A 15,638-nucleotide genomic window follows, 5' to 3' on the forward strand; every position below is an offset into this window, starting at 1 on the left:
TTCCAAAATTCTTTCGTAATTTGCATTTAAGTTGTTCATATTTAATGATTTGTGGTTAAATCAATTTACTGATTTTCAGTAATATGAGCAACTTTTTTATCTTAAATCATAATGCACAACGGGTTATGGTATTTTTTTTTAAAAAAACATCAACCAAAATACAAGCATTACTTTAAAGAATGAGAGCCAATTTTCATCAACCTACATTTAGATAAAACCATTATATCAATACAATTTTATTGAAACATAAAAAATAGAAGTTAACAACGTTTAATTGTTTAATTATGAGTGTTTTAAATAATGTAAAATATATTTACAAATCAATAAAGTATTAAAAATTAGCGTATTAATACACATTATACACGCAATAATCTAAACTTTATTTGTTTTATTTTTACACACTTAATTCTTATCAACTACAAAAAGTATTTACCTTTGCAAAATGATACATAAAGCTGGTTTTGTAAATATTATTGGAAATCCTAATGTGGGTAAGTCTACCTTAATGAATGCTTTGGTAGGCGAAAAGCTCTCGATAATTACCCCCAAAGCACAAACTACAAGACACAGAATTTTAGGAATTGTAAATGATGAAAATCATCAAATTATATTTTCTGATACACCAGGAATTATAAAACCTGCCTATGAATTACAATCTTCTATGATGGATTTTGTAAAATCTGCCTTTGAAGATGCCGATATTTTAATTTATATGGTAGAGGTTGGTGAAAAAGAACTAAAAAACGAGGCTTTTTTTAATAGAATTATTCATAGTGAGATTCCGGTAATTTTATTACTTAATAAAATTGACAAATCCTCACAAGATGAAGTTGAAGATAAAATAGAATATTGGAAAAACAAAGTACCTAATGCAGCTGTTTTTGTAATTTCTGCTCTAGAGGGTTTTAATGTAACTGCCGTTTTTGATAAAATAAAAGAGTTATTGCCAGAAGCACCTCCTTTTTACCCAAAAGACCAATTAACAGACAAACCAGAACGTTTTTTTGTAAACGAAAAAATTAGAGAAAAAATTCTAATGCACTACAAAAAAGAAATTCCTTATTCTGTAGAAGTAGAAACAGAAAGTTTTATAGAAGAAGAAAATATTGTTAAAATACGTTCTGTAATTATGGTAGAAAGAGATACTCAAAAAGGAATTATCATAGGCCATAAAGGAACTGCCATTAAACGTGTGGGTGCAGAAGCTAGAAAAGATTTAGAACGCTTTTTTCAGAAAAAAGTGTTTATTGAGCTTTTTGTAAAAGTGAATAAAAATTGGCGAAGCGATAAAAATCAATTAAAGAGATTTGGGTACAATCAAAAATAATTGTTGCTCGATTTTAAGTAGAAAGCTAAATATTCTTAATCATAAAATCGTGTAATTTTTTCATTTGACTTTTACCTGTGTCTTTTCCAACTTTTCCTAAAAAATATAGCAAAAGCCACAATAAAGGTAAAATTACAAGCATTATTACAGGTAAAACTACAGATTCTTTTAAAGATAATTTGGTGTATAACAATACACAAAAGCCTAAAAAAGAAATGCCTACCACAAAGTGAACAAACATAAAAAGCGTCCAAACTTGGGGTGTAGGCCCAAAAAGGCCTTTTAGTTTGCAAGCATTTGCTGAAACCTCTACAGCTTCTAAATGAAGTTGTGGCGACCAAAAATGTTCGTCTTTTTTGGGTACAGAAATAAAAATATGCCCATCAACAATATTACCTCTAAAGACAGTTTCTTCTTTTTTAAATTCGTTAGAAAACCGTTCTAAAACAGCTGTATAACTTTCATCTAAATCAATAGAAAATCGAGGTCTTAAAAAAAGCTCGCTATTTCTTTTTTCTATTAAAAGATTCTTTTTTGAACTCATAAAAAAGCATTTTATAAGTCTAAATTTACAATAAATTATCATACAGTAAATTGTATCTTTGCAAAAAATATGAATAACATGAACAGTATTGTTGCCATTGTAGGAAGACCGAATGTAGGAAAGTCGACACTTTTTAATAGACTTGTGCAGCGTAGAGAAGCCATTGTAGACTCTGTTAGTGGAGTTACAAGAGATAGGCATTATGGAAAATCTGATTGGAATGGAAAAGAGTTTTCTGTTATAGATACGGGTGGTTATGCTATTGGTTCTGATGATATTTTTGAAGAAGAAATTAGAAAACAAGTTGCTTTAGCTATCGATGAAGCAGATAGTATTGTTTTTGTGGTAGATGTTGAAGAAGGAATTACACCTATGGATGCAGAAGTTGCAAAACTGCTTAGAAAAGTTAAAAAACCTATTTTTTTAACAGTTAATAAGGTAGATAACGCAATGCGTGATGCGGATGCTGTAGAATTTTACAACTTAGGTTTGGGCGATTATCATACAATATCCTCTATAAACGGAAGTGGAACTGGAGACTTATTAGACGCTATAGCAGCAAAAATGCCAGCACCAGAAGAAGTAGACTTAGAAAAAGAAGAGTTGCCAAGATTTGCTGTTGTTGGAAGACCAAATGCAGGAAAATCTTCTTTTATAAATGCTTTAATTGGAGAAGATAGAAACATTGTAACCAACATTGCTGGTACCACAAGAGATTCTATTGATACTAAATACAATAGATTTGGTTTCGATTTTAATTTGGTAGACACAGCTGGCATCCGAAAAAAATCTAAAGTAAAAGAAGACTTAGAGTTTTACTCTGTAATGCGGGCAGTACGTTCTATAGAATACTCTGATGTTATTGTGCTGGTAGTAGATGCCACTCGTGGTTTTGAAGGGCAAGACCAAAACATTTTTTGGCTCGCAGAAAAAAATAGAAAAGGGGTTGTAATCCTTATAAATAAATGGGATTTAGTTGAAAAAGAAACCAATACCATGCGCGATTTTGAAGCCATGGTTAGAAAACAAATAGAACCGTTTACAGATGTGCCTATTGTATTTATTTCTGCCTTAACAAAACAAAGAATTTTTAAAGCCATAGAAACTGCTGTAGAAGTTTTTGATAAAAGAAAAAACAAAATACCTACCAGTAAGTTGAATGACGTAATGTTAGATGTGATAAAAAGTTACCCACCACCAGCAACTAAAGGAAAATTTGTGAAAATTAAATATTGCATGCAATTGCCAACACAAACACCTCAATTTGCATTTTTTTGTAATTTACCTCAGTATGTTAGAGACCCTTACAAACGTTTTATAGAAAATAAATTACGAGAAATTTACGACTTTTCTGGTGTACCAATTACCATTTATTTTAGACAAAAGTAATTCCCAATCAGTTTTACCGCCTTGTCTATAAAACTTGTAATCTAGCCCTTAGTATTTTTTCAAAATAAACAAATAATAATAGTTTCTTTTATTTTGAATTTTGTCATAAATTTATATAACACTTTCAATGTGCCAAAAAAGTGTTTTTTTTAAACCTTTTTTCATCAAATAAAAAAAGAAAAAATTTAAACATGCTAACTTGGAAAAACATTATCAATTTTACTACAAAAGGAAACCCAACTCCTGATAGAAGAGTAGAAAAATCTGAAGAGGAATGGAAAGAATTTTTAACAGTAAAACAATATAGAATTACCAGAAAAAAAGGTACAGAAAGACCACATTCTGGAGCACTTTGTTCTATTTATGACGAAGGCAAATACAATTGCGTTTGCTGCAACACCCCATTATTTGATTCTACGATAAAATTCGACTCTAACTCTGGATGGCCCAGTTTTACACAACCCATTAAAGAAAATGCGATTAAATATCATAAAGATGTTTCTTTTGGCATGGTAAGAGTAGAAGTTTTATGCAATACTTGCGATGCTCATTTAGGACACATTTTTCCAGATGGACCAGAACCAAGTGGCTTGCGTTATTGTATCAATTCAGAATCTATGGTTTTAGATAAAAACGATTAAGTTTCTCCTACTTTTTTAAATAAGAAAGAAAAAAATGAGTAAAAATATACAAATTGCCACTTTAGGTGGTGGTTGTTTTTGGTGTACAGAAGCTATATTTCAAGAAGTAAAAGGTGTCGTAAAAGTGGTTTCTGGTTATGCAGGTGGTAATGTTCCGGGCAAACCAACTTATAGAGAAATTTGCTCTGGTTTAACAGGTCATGCAGAAGTAATACAAATTACTTTTGATGCAAATAGCATCTCTTTTGAAGATATTTTAGTTATTTTTATGACAACACACAACCCAACAACCTTAAATCAACAAGGTGCAGACAAAGGCACACAATATAGATCTGTAATTTTTTATCATACAGAAACACAAAAAGTAATTGCAGAAGAAGTTTTAAAACAGCTACAAGGTTATTTTGATGCTAAAATTGTAACAGAAATAAGTGCGTTACCTATTTTTTATGAGGCTGAATCTGAACATCAAAATTATTACAAAGAAAACACACAACAAGGGTATTGTAGTTTTGTAATAGCACCCAAATTGGCAACCTTAAGAAAACTGCATGCAGATAAATTAAAATAAAAGATTAAGTAAGTTGCCAAATAAACGTTTTAAAAGAAGAAAGAAAAATGAAGTTAGCCATAAAAAATACTTTTATAAACAATTTACCTGCAGATAGTAATCTAGAAAATACAAGACGTCAAGTAGAAAATGCGGCGTATTCTTTTGTAAATCCGAAACAAACTAAAAACCCAAAAGTTTTACATGTTTCTCAAGAAATGGCAAACCAATTAGGTATTTCTGAAAAAGAAACACAATCAGAATTGTTTAAAAATGTATTTACTGGAAACCAAGTTTATCCCAACACAAAACCTTATGCCATGTGTTATGCTGGGCATCAATTTGGCAATTGGGCAGGACAATTAGGTGATGGTAGAGCTATTAATTTATTTGAAGTTGAGCATCAACAAAAAAATTGGAAAGTACAATTAAAAGGGGCTGGAGAAACCCCATATTCTAGAACTGCAGATGGCTTGGCAGTATTACGTTCTTCTATTAGAGAATATTTATGCAGTGAAGCCATGTTTCACTTAGGCATTCCAACAACAAGAGCTTTGTCTTTAAGTGTATCTGGAGACGATGTTTTACGCGATGTCTTATATGATGGAAATCCTGCTTATGAAAAAGGCGCAATAATATCTAGAATTGCCCCTTCATTTTTACGATTTGGAAGTTTCGAAATTTTTGCAGCTAGAAATGACCATAAAAACTTAAAAGTTTTAGCAGATTATACCATCAACCATCATTTTTCGCATTTAGGAAAACCGTCTAAAGAAACCTATATCAACTTTTTTAAAGAAGTTGTAGCACGTACTTTAGATCTAATTATCCATTGGCAAAGAGTGGGTTTTGTGCATGGAGTTATGAATACAGATAACATGTCTATCTTAGGATTAACCATAGATTACGGACCCTATGGTTGGTTAGAAGATTTCGATTATAGCTGGACACCCAATACTACAGACAGACAAAATAGACGTTATAGGTATGGCAACCAGCCAAATATTGGCTTATGGAATTTGTACCAATTGGCAAATGCTTTGTACCCATTAATTGAAGAAGTAGCACCTTTGGAAGCAATTTTAAATCAATATAAAATTGATTTTGAAACCAAGTCTTTACAAATGATGAAATCTAAATTAGGTTTATACATGAATGATAAAGAAGATCTAAAGCTAATACAAGATTTAGAAGATTGCTTGCAGTTGACAGAAACAGACATGACCATTTTCTTTAGAAACTTAAGTGATTTTGAAGGAACCAATTTCTTTGAAATTTTAGAAAATGCTTTTTATACTACTGCAGAAGTTTCTAAAGACATAAAAGAAAAGTGGGAAAAATGGTTTCAAAACTATGATGATAGACTTCAAAAAGAATCTTTAAATCAGCTACAAAGAAAAGAAAAAATGGATGCTGTAAACCCAAAATATGTATTGCGAAATTACATGGCTCAATTGGCTATTGATGCAGCAGATAATGGAGATTATTCTTTGATAAACGAATTGTTTCAACTTTTAAAAAAGCCTTATTCAGAGCAACCAAAATATAAAAAATGGTTTACTAAAAGACCTGAATGGGCTAGAAATAAAGTGGGTTGTTCTATGTTGTCTTGTAGCTCGTAAAAAGTTTAGAATTTAAAAAGACCTCACAGGTTTAAAAAACCTGTGAGGTCTATAAAACATAAATAAAAATGAATTTAGCCCTAGGAACAGCAGCTTTGGGAAGACCACAGTATATTAATGTTCGTACAGAAGAATGTGATAATTCTAATTTAAAAGCCTTTAGAAAACAGAGTTTTCAGGTTTTAGAAGACGCTTATCAATTAGGTATCAGATATTTTGATACTGCTCCTGGTTATGGTTTGGCAGAAGAATTAGTTTTAGAATGGTTGCAATCTAAAAAAGATAATACTATAGAAATTGCTACAAAATGGGGCTATACTTATACTGCAAATTTTGATGCAAAGGCAACTGTACACGAAGTAAAAGAACACAGTATTGCCAAATTAAAAGAGCAATGGAGCATTTCTAAACAGCTACTACCCTATTTAAAAGTGTATCAAATACATTCTGCAACCCTAGAAACTGGTGTGTTAGAAAACACAGAAGTGCTTGAGTTTTTACACAAATTAAAAGTAAATCATCAGCTAAAAATTGGGTTATCTACCACTGGCACAAATCAAGTAGAAGTAATTAAAAAAGCGTTAACTATTAAAGTAAATGGAGATTTTTTATTTGATGTTTATCAAGTTACCTATAATTTTTTAGACCAAAGTTTGTTAAAAATTACTGATGAACTTAAAGTACTAAACAAGAAAATTGTTATTAAAGAAGCTTTAGCAAATGGTAGAATTTTTAAAAATAAAAAATACAATCATTATAAAAACACCTACACCATCTTAGAAAATTTAGCTAAAAAATACAAAGTTGGTGTTGATGCTATTTCTTTACAATTCTGCTTGCAAAGCATTCCTAACGCTATCGTTTTAAGTGGTGCTAGTTCTAAAGTACAATTACAACAAAATCTATTATCGAAAAAAATTTCACTTTCAAATTCTGAAATTCAAAAACTAAAATCTTGTAAAGTTTCTCCAGAATTTTATTGGAAAGAGCGCAAAAACTTATCATGGAACTAACAAAAATTGCTTTTGGTGGTGTTTGTCATTAGTGTACTGAAGCTGTTTTTCAATCGTTAATTGGTGTAAAAAAAGTAAACCAAGGCTGAGTAGCTTCTAAAGACGAACACAATAGTTTTTCTGAAGCTGTAGTTATAAAATTTACCCAGAAAATCGATCTTAAAACATTAATAGAAATACATTTACATACCCATAAAAGCACCAAAAATCATTCTATGAGAAATAAATATCGCTCTGCGATTTATTATTTTTATTGAACTCAAAAAGAAGTATGTGAACAAATTCTTATTGATTTACAATCAACATTTTCTAATAAAATTATCACGTAACTATTACCTTTTCATCAATTTAAACCATCCTCTTTAAAGTTTCAAATTTATTACAAAACCAATCCATAAAAACCCTTTTGTAAAAAAATACATCCACCCAAAAATAAACTTTTTAAAAAATAATTTTTCTAAACGAGTAAAATAAGCAGATTCCATTTAATGTTTTATCTTAGTAATAAATTATAAGAAAGTTTATTTTATGTTGCATGAGTTTAAAGAAATAATCAACACAGCACTTATAAATCAACAAAAAGGCATTAAAAATGTTTTAGTTACAGTTGTAGATTTAGAAGGTTCTTCTTACAGAAAACCTGGTGTTAGAATGTTAATTTCTGAGAATAACACGTTTACAGGAGCCGTAAGTGGTGGCTGTGTAGAAAAAGAAATTGTTAGAAGAGCACAAACTGTTTTTAAAGATAACAAAGCCAAAATAATAACTTATGATGGCAGATACAGATTAGGTTGTGAGGGTATTTTATATATTTTAATAGAACCTTTTGAAATTTCTACTGATTTTGTAAATGAATTTACGGCAGCTTTAGCAAAAAGAGAAGAAGTAAATATTACCTGTTTTTACAAAAAAGAAGATGAGGCATTTGGTGCTTTTGGCACCATTATCTCTTTTAAAAATAAGTTAGAATTTACTTTTACTACTCACAAAATACAATCAAAAAAAAACAGCCTTATTTTTAAGCAAACCTTGCAACCTTTATTTAAATTGCTAATTATTGGTGGCGAACATGATGCTGTAAAATTGTGTAAAATAGCTTCTAATTTAGGTTGGCAAATAGAAATAATTACTGCTGCCAAAGACAGTAAAGATATTACTAATTTTCCTGGAGCAAGTAGTTTGGTAAATTCAACACCAGAAATAATACAACTTTCTAAGATTGATAACAATACTGCCATTGTTATTATGAATCATAGTTATGTACAAGATTTAAAATACCTAATAAAATTGGTAAACGAAACACCTATTTATATTGGTATTTTAGGGGCTCCAAAAAGAAGAGAAAAGTTATTTAATGAACTTTTTGAATACGCACCAGAAACTACAACTGCGTTTTTAAATTGTATTTACACACCTGCTGGTTTGCAAATTGGTGCTAAAACAGCAGAGGAAATTGCAGTATCAATTGTGGCAGAAATTTTAGCAATCATTAGAAAAAAAGAGCCTCATTCTTTAAGAGAATTAAATGGAAAAATACATAGTTAATTGATGAAAAACATCGCAATTTTAGTGTTGGCTGCTGGTAAATCTACGAGGATGAAAACGCCAAAACAACTGGTAAAAATTGGTAATAATTTTTTATTGGAAACTGTTTTATCCAAAGCAAAAGCAATCAATAAAAACCATGTATATTGTGTTTTGGGTGCAAATGCGACTACTATTAGAAGAGAAATTTCATCATCAAACATACATTTTATTTACAACAATAATTTTGATACAGGTTTAAGTGCTAGTATTGTTTCTGGCATTAATGCTATACATTTAAAACCCAATAAATATGATGGCGTTTTAATTTTATTAGGAGACATGCCTGCAGTCGAAAAAGAATATTTAAAAGATATGATACATCTTTTTTCTAAAGATAAATCAAAAATTATTGCCTCTAACTACAAGAACAAAATAGGGGTACCAGCAATTTTTCCAAATCATTATTTTTTACAATTAAAGTCATTACAAGGAGATTTTGGTGCTAAAGAGATTTTAAACAAAAACATAAATGTTTTCGTAATGCCAAAACAAACCAATTTTATAGATATAGATACAGAAAAAGACCTACAAAACTTTAAAAACTCTATTTTAAATTAGTTATTACTGTTTCATATGAAATTAATGAAAAGACTCTATTTATAATTTTTAAGTCTTTTTATAGCCGTCTATGTAAATGCATCATAAAATATGAAAGCATATTACTATTTTATTTTGAAGAAGAAAAATCTAAAAGTAAATAGTAGAAAATATTTTTTTTCGGAGATTTACCAACCTCCAGAGGCTCCACCTCCGCCAAAACTACCTCCACCAAAACCACCACCAAAACCACCAGAAGAACCACCAAAACCTCCGCCAGAAGAACTACCAAATCCTCCACTACCTCTACCTGCATTACTTAAAATAATGGCACTAAAAATAGTATCTGCCAAAGAGCCTCTTCTATAGTGTTTTCCCCCTCCTTTATTGTTTTTGTTCCCTCTAGAAACTAAGATGAAAAAAATAATTATAATGATGATAAAGAGCATAATACCTGGATCAAAATCTTTTGATTTTTGCTTTCTTATTCCTTTAAATTCGCCATTTAAAGTTCTAAAGATATAATCTGCTCCTTTATCTAAACCTGCATAAAAATCCCCTTTTTTAAATTCAGGAATAATAACTCTGTCTATAATTCTTTTCGATTGAAAATCGGTGAGTAAATACTCTACACCTTTTCCTGTGCTAATAGTTATTTTTTTGTCATTTTTTGCCAACAACATTAAAACACCATTATCTTCTTTTGCTTGCCCAATTCCCCATTTTTCGCCCCAATTTGCAGCTAAGTACGCAATGTTTTCACCTTGTGTAGATGGTATAATTGCAACTACAATTTGTGTTGTTGTTGTATCTGAATATCTTACCAACTTATCTTCTAAAGATTTTTTTTGTGAAGCTGAAAGTAAGTTTACATAGTCGTAAACACTGGTTTGAAATTTTGGTTTTTCTGGAATATTAAATCCTTGAGAAAAGGTATTTAAAGAAAAAAACAGCGCAAAGAAAAATAACGAACTTTTACTCAAAAATACCAACTGAAAACTGCTTACTGAAAACTGCTTACTGAATATCATCCTTTAGAAATTTCATTAGAAAGTTCGTCTACATCATCTGTTTGATAGGGAAAATGAGATTGTAATTCTTCTCCTGCTTTTAAAATACCATCTACCATACCTTGTTTAAAATTACCTTGTTTAAACTGGCTTTGAATACTATCTTTTGTGGAATCCCAAAAATCTTTTGGCACCACATCGTTAATACCCTTATCACCATAAATAACAAACTTTTTATCGTTTACAGCAACATATAATAATACTGCATTAGAATCTTTAGTATTGTCCATTTTTAAGAGATGAAATACTTCTAAAGCACGTTCAAAGTGTTCCTTTTTTGAAGTGGCTTCTATGTGTACACGTATTTCGCCAGAAGTATTTTTTTCTGCAGTTCTAATTGCAGAAATAATTTCTTGTTCTTCTGTGGGAGTAAGAAATTCTTTTACTATAGACATTTATTTTTTATTAAAATCAAAGTTTACATCTGGTGCATTTTCTGAACCTGGATTTGATTTGTAACGAGCCATTTCATCAAAATTTAAAATACCCGCTAGCAAAGAGCCTGGAAAAACTTTTATGTGTTTGTTGTACATATTTACACCTTCATTAAAACGGTCTCTTGCAACATTAATTCTATTTTCTGTACCTTCTAATTGACTCTGTAATTCTAAAAAGTTTTTATTGGCTTTTAAGTCGGGATAACGCTCTACCACTAATAATAATTTAGATAATGCACCACTTAAACCCGCTTGAACTTGTTGAAATTGCGCCATTTTCTCTGGTGATAAATCTCCTGTATTTATTGTTGTAGAAGTTGCTTTAGACCTTGCTTCTATGACTTGTGTTAAGGTTTCTTTTTCAAAATCTGCAGCACCTTGTACGGTTTTTACCAAGTTGCCTATTAAGTCGTTTCTTCGCTGGTAAGCACTTTCTACATTAGACCAAGTTGTTTTTGCATCTTCTTGTAACACAACAGCTTTGTTATTAAAGCCTTTTACCCAACTATATGCTACATATACTAGTAACGCTATAATTATAAGTGGTAACCATTTTTTCATAATTTTTATATTGATTTTAATTGATTTTTATTTTTGACTGTAAAAAATTTACCTATTATTTTTGACAGTATAAAGCCGTGTTTTATGCAATCTACTTTAATTAGACAGCAATTTGGCTTTTCTGTTACAATTGATTTTTAATTTTAACCAATTCTGCTTTTACAAACTCTAATTTTATTATTAATTCATGGTTGTGCAAGGTAGTATTAGGGTTTTGTTTTAATTTTTGTTTTGCACCATCAAGCGTAAAACCTCTTTCTTTTACCAAATTAAAAATTAACTTAAAATTTTTAATATCCTCTGCAGTAAAAAGTCTGTTTCCTTTGGCATTTTTTTTGGGCTTAATAATGTCAAACTCTTTTTCCCAAAAACGAATTAAAGAGGTATTTACATTAAAAGCTTTGGCAACCTCGCCAATTTTGTAATATCGTTTTTCAGGTAAGTCTATGTGCATTATTAGTCTTTAAAACTTAGCAATATTTAATTGATAAAATAAATGATTTTCAAATATATTAATCGTAAGATTGCCCTTCTTCTTCAGCAGCTTTTTGCATAGCAGCAAATTCTTCTGGTGTTAAATCACCATAATAAAAGTTGATTGGGTTTAGAGTTCTATTATTTTTATGAACCTCGTAATGTAAATGTGCCGAAACAGATCTACCTGTATTACCCACATACCCAATTAAATCTCCACGTTTTACTTTTTGCCAGCGTCTAGCTTTAATTTTACTCATGTGGGCATAGATAGTTTTATAGCCATAACCATGGTCTATATAGACTACTTTACCATAAGTAGCACTTCTTCCAGATCGAATCACTTTTCCATTTCCAGAAGCATAAATTGGTGTTCCTAAAGGAGCTGTAAAATCCATTCCTTTGTGAAACTTTCTAATTTTTAAAATAGGGTGCATTCTCCATTTATAACCAGAAGCCATTCTTGTTAAATCTTCTAATTTTACAGGCAAAATAGCAGGTATTGAAGCCAACATTTTTTCTTTTTCTTTTGCCAAAGCAACTATTTCATCTAAAGATTTAGACTGCACTACCAACTGTTTTGATAATATATCTATATCTTTAGTTAACTCTTTTATCATTTTAGAGTTTTCATACCCCTCTAAGCTTTTATATCTATTTACACCTCCAAAACCTGCTTTTCGTTGTTCGTCTGGTATTGGATTTGCCTCAAAATACAACCTATAAATATTGTTATCTCTTTCTTGTAGTTGTGCTAAAATATTAGAGCTTTCTTCCATTCTTTTAGCTAACAAATCGTAGTTTAGCTTTAAGTTTTCGTTTTCTCTTTTTAATGCTCTTTCGTTTGGAGACATAATAAATTGACTAAAAACAATAAAACCAATAAAGCCGATTAATAAAATAGCTAAGAAACCAAAAATACTTCTTTTATAATAATCGCTTTTCTTAACCGCAATTTTTCTGTAAGAAAGCGTATCTGCATCGTAATAATATTTTACTTTTGCCATAATAGTAATTGTGCTATTTTTGCTTTTTAAAATCGAATTTAATTTAAATATTCGCTTTTATTAATTCACAAATTTACAAAATGTTTTACAACTACCTTTTTAGCGTAGTTTTTTTAAAAGTATATTAACAAATTAACATCCCATTTTTTTGGGAAAACCTTTCTTTTTTATGAAATCTCAAGATATAAGAGCTACTTTTCTAAATTTTTTTAAAGAGAAAAATCATTTAATTGTGCCTTCTGCACCTATGGTTACTAAAAACGACCCTACTTTACTTTTTGTAAATTCTGGTATGGCTCCATTTAAAGAGTATTTTTTAGGAAATGGTACTCCAAAAAAGAATAGAATTTCAGATTCACAAAAATGTTTACGTGTTTCTGGGAAACATAACGATTTAGAAGAAGTGGGTTATGACACCTATCACCATACATTATTTGAAATGTTGGGGAATTGGTCTTTTGGAGATTATTTTAAAAAAGAAGCAATTGCTTGGGCTTGGGAATTGTTAACCGAAGTTTATAAAATTGACAAAGACATTTTATATGTAACTGTTTTTGAAGGTTCTAATGATAAAGATGCTTTAGAAATGGATACTGAAGCTTATGATATTTGGAAACAATACATTGCTGAAGACCGTATTTTAAAAGGAACTAAAAAAGATAATTTTTGGGAGATGGGCGAACAAGGACCTTGTGGACCTTGTTCAGAAATTCATGTTGACATTCGTTCTGCAGAAGAAAAAGCAAAAATAGACGGACGTAGTTTAATTAACGAAGATCATCCACAGGTGGTAGAAATCTGGAATTTAGTTTTTATGCAATTCAACAGAAAAGCAAACGGAACTTTAGAAGACCTACCCAACAAACACATAGATACTGGTATGGGTTTTGAGCGTTTGTGTATGGTTTTACAAAACGTACAATCTAATTACGATACCGATGTTTTTAAACCTATAATTAGCGAAATTGAAACCATTACGAACACAAAATATGGTATCAATGAAAAACAAGATATTGCCACTCGTGTAATTTCAGACCATGTTAGAGCTGTTGCATTTTCTATTGCAGATGGGCAACTGCCAAGTAACACGGGTGCTGGCTATGTTATTCGTAGAATTTTAAGACGTGCCATTCGTTACGGATTTACCTTTTTAGACAAAAAAGAACCATTTATTTTCAGATTGGTAGACATTTTAAGTAAAAAAATGGGAGATGCTTTTCCTGAATTAAAAGCACAAAAGCAACTGATAGAAAATGTAATTAAAGAAGAAGAAACCTCTTTTTTAAGAACTTTAGACAAAGGTCTTATTTTATTAGATGCTATTATTGCATCTTCATCCACTAAGGAAATTTCTGGAGAAAAAGTGTTTGAATTGTATGATACTTTTGGATTTCCAATAGATTTAACAGCTTTAATTTTATCGGAAAAAGGATATACTTTAAACGAGAAAGGGTTTAATGAAGAGCTGCAAAAACAAAAAAATAGATCTAGAGCTGCAAGTAAAAGTTCTACAGAAGATTGGACTATTTTAATTGATGATTTAGAAGAAGAGTTTATTGGTTATGATACCTTAGAAACCAATGTTAAATTAACAAGATACAGAAAGGTTACTTCTAAAAAAGATGGCGAAATGTATCAATTAGTATTTAACCTTACACCTTTTTATCCAGAAGGTGGCGGACAGGTTGGAGACAAAGGGTATTTAGAAACTACACAAGGTGATGTGCTTTATATTTTAGACACCAAAAAAGAGAATAATGTAATTATTCACTTTACAAAAAACCTCCCTAAAAATTTAAATGACAGTTTTAAAGCTGTTGTAGATAATAAACAACGTTATAGAACAGAATGTAACCATACAGCAACCCATTTATTACATCAAGCTTTAAGAGAAATTTTGGGCACACATGTAGAACAAAAAGGTTCTGCTGTACACTCTAAATATTTACGATTTGATTTTTCTCATTTTTCTAAATTAACCTTAGAAGAATTGCGTGATGTAGAGAATTTTGTAAATAGAAGAATTGTTGGTAAACTGCCGTTGATTGAAAAAAGAAACATTCCGATGCAAGAGGCTTTAAATGAGGGCGCAATTGCATTGTTTGGAGAGAAATATGGAGATACTGTAAGAGCCATTAAATTTGGAAAATCTGTAGAGTTATGTGGTGGTACTCACGTAAAAAATACAGGTGATATTTGGCACTTTAAAATAAAGTCTGAAAGCGCTGTTGCTTCTGGTATACGAAGAATTGAAGCAATTACCAATGATGCTGTTAAAGATTTTTATTCTGAAAACAACAGAACCTTATTCGAAATTAAAGAGTTACTAAACAACCCCAAAGAACCTGTAAAGGCTGTAAAAAAATTACAAGAAGAAAATACCGATTTACAAAAGCAAATAGAGCTTCTTTTAAAAGAAAAAGCACAAAACTTGTCTGGAGAAATTAAAAATCAGTTACAAGAAATTAATGGTGTGCAATTTTTAGCTACGAAAGTAGATTTAGATGCAAACGGAATAAAAAACTTAGCTTTTGGTTTAGGCAAAGAATACGAAAATTTATTTCTATTATTTGCAACTGCACCTACCAAAGAAAAAGCTATGCTAACCTGTTATATTTCTAAAGAATTAGCCAACAAACGGGGGTATGATGCTGGTAAAGTGGTTAGAGAATTAGGTAAATTAATACATGGTGGTGGTGGTGGCCAAAACTTTTTTGCAACTGCTGGAGGCAGAAATCCAGGAGGGATTCCTAAAGTTTTAGAAAGATCTAAAGATTATTTAAAATAATACTTTGTAAAGTTCAAATAAAATAATTAACTAAATATCTAATTATCATAAAATAAAGATTTGATATCTCAATTTATTAGGTTAAATTTGA

Annotated in this window: 15 protein-coding genes; 9 read left to right on the forward strand and 6 right to left on the reverse strand. The window is 30.3% G+C overall.

The genetic code is table 11. The features are described 5' to 3' along the window. Positions 1 to 442: 442 nt before the first annotated feature. Positions 443 to 1,327: a GTPase Era gene (era, locus tag AC2D6T_RS09230; RefSeq protein WP_484681287.1), complete on the forward strand. Its 885-nt coding sequence runs from the start codon at positions 443 to 445 to the stop codon at positions 1,325 to 1,327. Between the two features lie 25 nt (positions 1,328 to 1,352). Here era and AC2D6T_RS09235 read toward each other — a convergent pair whose 3' ends face one another. Beyond that, complete coding sequence (locus AC2D6T_RS09235) at positions 1,353 to 1,871, reverse strand: GTP-binding protein (RefSeq protein WP_484681288.1); 519 nt, start codon at positions 1,869 to 1,871, stop codon at positions 1,353 to 1,355. 78 nt (positions 1,872 to 1,949) lie between these two features. Here AC2D6T_RS09235 and der point away from each other — a divergent pair, with 78 nt between their 5' ends. The 7 genes from der (at position 1,950) to AC2D6T_RS09270 (ending at position 9,231) form a co-directional block, all read left to right on the forward strand. Continuing rightward, positions 1,950 to 3,260 carry a ribosome biogenesis GTPase Der gene (gene der, locus AC2D6T_RS09240; protein WP_484681289.1) on the forward strand — a complete coding sequence of 437 codons (1,311 nt, stop codon included), beginning with the start codon at positions 1,950 to 1,952 and terminating at the stop codon, positions 3,258 to 3,260. A gap of 191 nt (positions 3,261 to 3,451) precedes the next feature. Next, entirely contained in the window at positions 3,452 to 3,901 is a 450-nt protein-coding gene (gene msrB, locus AC2D6T_RS09245; protein WP_484681290.1) for a peptide-methionine (R)-S-oxide reductase MsrB, read from the forward strand. Positions 3,902 to 3,935: 34 nt separating this feature from the next. Continuing rightward, on the forward strand, positions 3,936 to 4,472 hold the full coding sequence (gene msrA / locus AC2D6T_RS09250; protein WP_484681291.1) for a peptide-methionine (S)-S-oxide reductase MsrA: 537 nt from the start codon (positions 3,936 to 3,938) through the stop codon (positions 4,470 to 4,472). Positions 4,473 to 4,519: 47 nt separating this feature from the next. Further along, entirely contained in the window at positions 4,520 to 6,073 is a 1,554-nt protein-coding gene (locus AC2D6T_RS09255; protein WP_484681292.1) for a protein adenylyltransferase SelO, read from the forward strand. Positions 6,074 to 6,141: 68 nt separating this feature from the next. After that, positions 6,142 to 7,086 (forward strand): aldo/keto reductase, encoded by a 945-nt coding sequence (locus tag AC2D6T_RS09260; RefSeq protein WP_484681293.1) that lies wholly within the window; start codon positions 6,142 to 6,144, stop codon positions 7,084 to 7,086. A 528-nt stretch (positions 7,087 to 7,614) separates the two neighbouring features. Continuing rightward, positions 7,615 to 8,631 carry an XdhC family protein gene (locus tag AC2D6T_RS09265; protein WP_484681294.1) on the forward strand — a complete coding sequence of 339 codons (1,017 nt, stop codon included), beginning with the start codon at positions 7,615 to 7,617 and terminating at the stop codon, positions 8,629 to 8,631. A gap of 3 nt (positions 8,632 to 8,634) precedes the next feature. Then, positions 8,635 to 9,231, forward strand: a complete 597-nt coding sequence (locus AC2D6T_RS09270; protein ID WP_438989773.1) for a nucleotidyltransferase family protein — start codon at positions 8,635 to 8,637, stop codon at positions 9,229 to 9,231. Positions 9,232 to 9,398: 167 nt separating this feature from the next. Here AC2D6T_RS09270 and AC2D6T_RS09275 read toward each other — a convergent pair whose 3' ends face one another. The 5 genes from AC2D6T_RS09275 to AC2D6T_RS09295 form a co-directional block, all read right to left on the reverse strand. Then, entirely contained in the window at positions 9,399 to 10,241 is an 843-nt protein-coding gene (locus AC2D6T_RS09275) for a TPM domain-containing protein (RefSeq protein ID WP_484681295.1), read from the reverse strand. After that, on the reverse strand, positions 10,238 to 10,675 hold the full coding sequence (locus AC2D6T_RS09280; protein WP_484681296.1) for a TPM domain-containing protein: 438 nt from the start codon (positions 10,673 to 10,675) through the stop codon (positions 10,238 to 10,240). Before AC2D6T_RS09280 ends, AC2D6T_RS09275 begins: the two co-directional genes overlap by 4 nt. Continuing rightward, positions 10,676 to 11,278, reverse strand: coding sequence for a LemA family protein (locus tag AC2D6T_RS09285; protein WP_298947679.1), 603 nt, complete (start codon positions 11,276 to 11,278; stop codon positions 10,676 to 10,678). A gap of 124 nt (positions 11,279 to 11,402) precedes the next feature. Next, positions 11,403 to 11,732, reverse strand: coding sequence for a MerR family transcriptional regulator (locus AC2D6T_RS09290; RefSeq protein ID WP_347186660.1), 330 nt, complete (start codon positions 11,730 to 11,732; stop codon positions 11,403 to 11,405). Positions 11,733 to 11,790: 58 nt separating this feature from the next. Next, positions 11,791 to 12,759: a M23 family metallopeptidase gene (locus AC2D6T_RS09295; RefSeq protein WP_298947676.1), complete on the reverse strand. Its 969-nt coding sequence runs from the start codon at positions 12,757 to 12,759 to the stop codon at positions 11,791 to 11,793. Positions 12,760 to 12,928: 169 nt separating this feature from the next. Between AC2D6T_RS09295 and alaS the strand changes: the two genes are divergently transcribed. After that, positions 12,929 to 15,547, forward strand: coding sequence for an alanine--tRNA ligase (alaS, locus tag AC2D6T_RS09300; protein WP_484681297.1), 2,619 nt, complete (start codon positions 12,929 to 12,931; stop codon positions 15,545 to 15,547). Positions 15,548 to 15,638 lie beyond the last annotated feature (91 nt).

The organism is Polaribacter sp. YIW18 (assembly GCF_057219325.1).

Coding starts and splice junctions, on each gene's coding strand:
- AC2D6T_RS09275 (WP_484681295.1), bottom strand. CDS start 10,241: ATGATATTCAGTAAGCAGTTTTCAGTAAGCAGTTTTCAGTTGGTATTT.
- AC2D6T_RS09280 (WP_484681296.1), bottom strand. CDS start 10,675: ATGTCTATAGTAAAAGAATTTCTTACTCCCACAGAAGAACAAGAAATT.
- AC2D6T_RS09260 (WP_484681293.1), top strand. CDS start 6,142: ATGAATTTAGCCCTAGGAACAGCAGCTTTGGGAAGACCACAGTATATT.
- AC2D6T_RS09295 (WP_298947676.1), bottom strand. CDS start 12,759: ATGGCAAAAGTAAAATATTATTACGATGCAGATACGCTTTCTTACAGA.
- era (WP_484681287.1), top strand. CDS start 443: ATGATACATAAAGCTGGTTTTGTAAATATTATTGGAAATCCTAATGTG.
- AC2D6T_RS09265 (WP_484681294.1), top strand. CDS start 7,615: ATGTTGCATGAGTTTAAAGAAATAATCAACACAGCACTTATAAATCAA.
- msrA (WP_484681291.1), top strand. CDS start 3,936: ATGAGTAAAAATATACAAATTGCCACTTTAGGTGGTGGTTGTTTTTGG.
- AC2D6T_RS09290 (WP_347186660.1), bottom strand. CDS start 11,732: ATGCACATAGACTTACCTGAAAAACGATATTACAAAATTGGCGAGGTT.
- alaS (WP_484681297.1), top strand. CDS start 12,929: ATGAAATCTCAAGATATAAGAGCTACTTTTCTAAATTTTTTTAAAGAG.
- msrB (WP_484681290.1), top strand. CDS start 3,452: ATGCTAACTTGGAAAAACATTATCAATTTTACTACAAAAGGAAACCCA.
- AC2D6T_RS09255 (WP_484681292.1), top strand. CDS start 4,520: ATGAAGTTAGCCATAAAAAATACTTTTATAAACAATTTACCTGCAGAT.
- AC2D6T_RS09285 (WP_298947679.1), bottom strand. CDS start 11,278: ATGAAAAAATGGTTACCACTTATAATTATAGCGTTACTAGTATATGTA.
- AC2D6T_RS09235 (WP_484681288.1), bottom strand. CDS start 1,871: ATGAGTTCAAAAAAGAATCTTTTAATAGAAAAAAGAAATAGCGAGCTT.
- der (WP_484681289.1), top strand. CDS start 1,950: ATGAACAGTATTGTTGCCATTGTAGGAAGACCGAATGTAGGAAAGTCG.
- AC2D6T_RS09270 (WP_438989773.1), top strand. CDS start 8,635: ATGAAAAACATCGCAATTTTAGTGTTGGCTGCTGGTAAATCTACGAGG.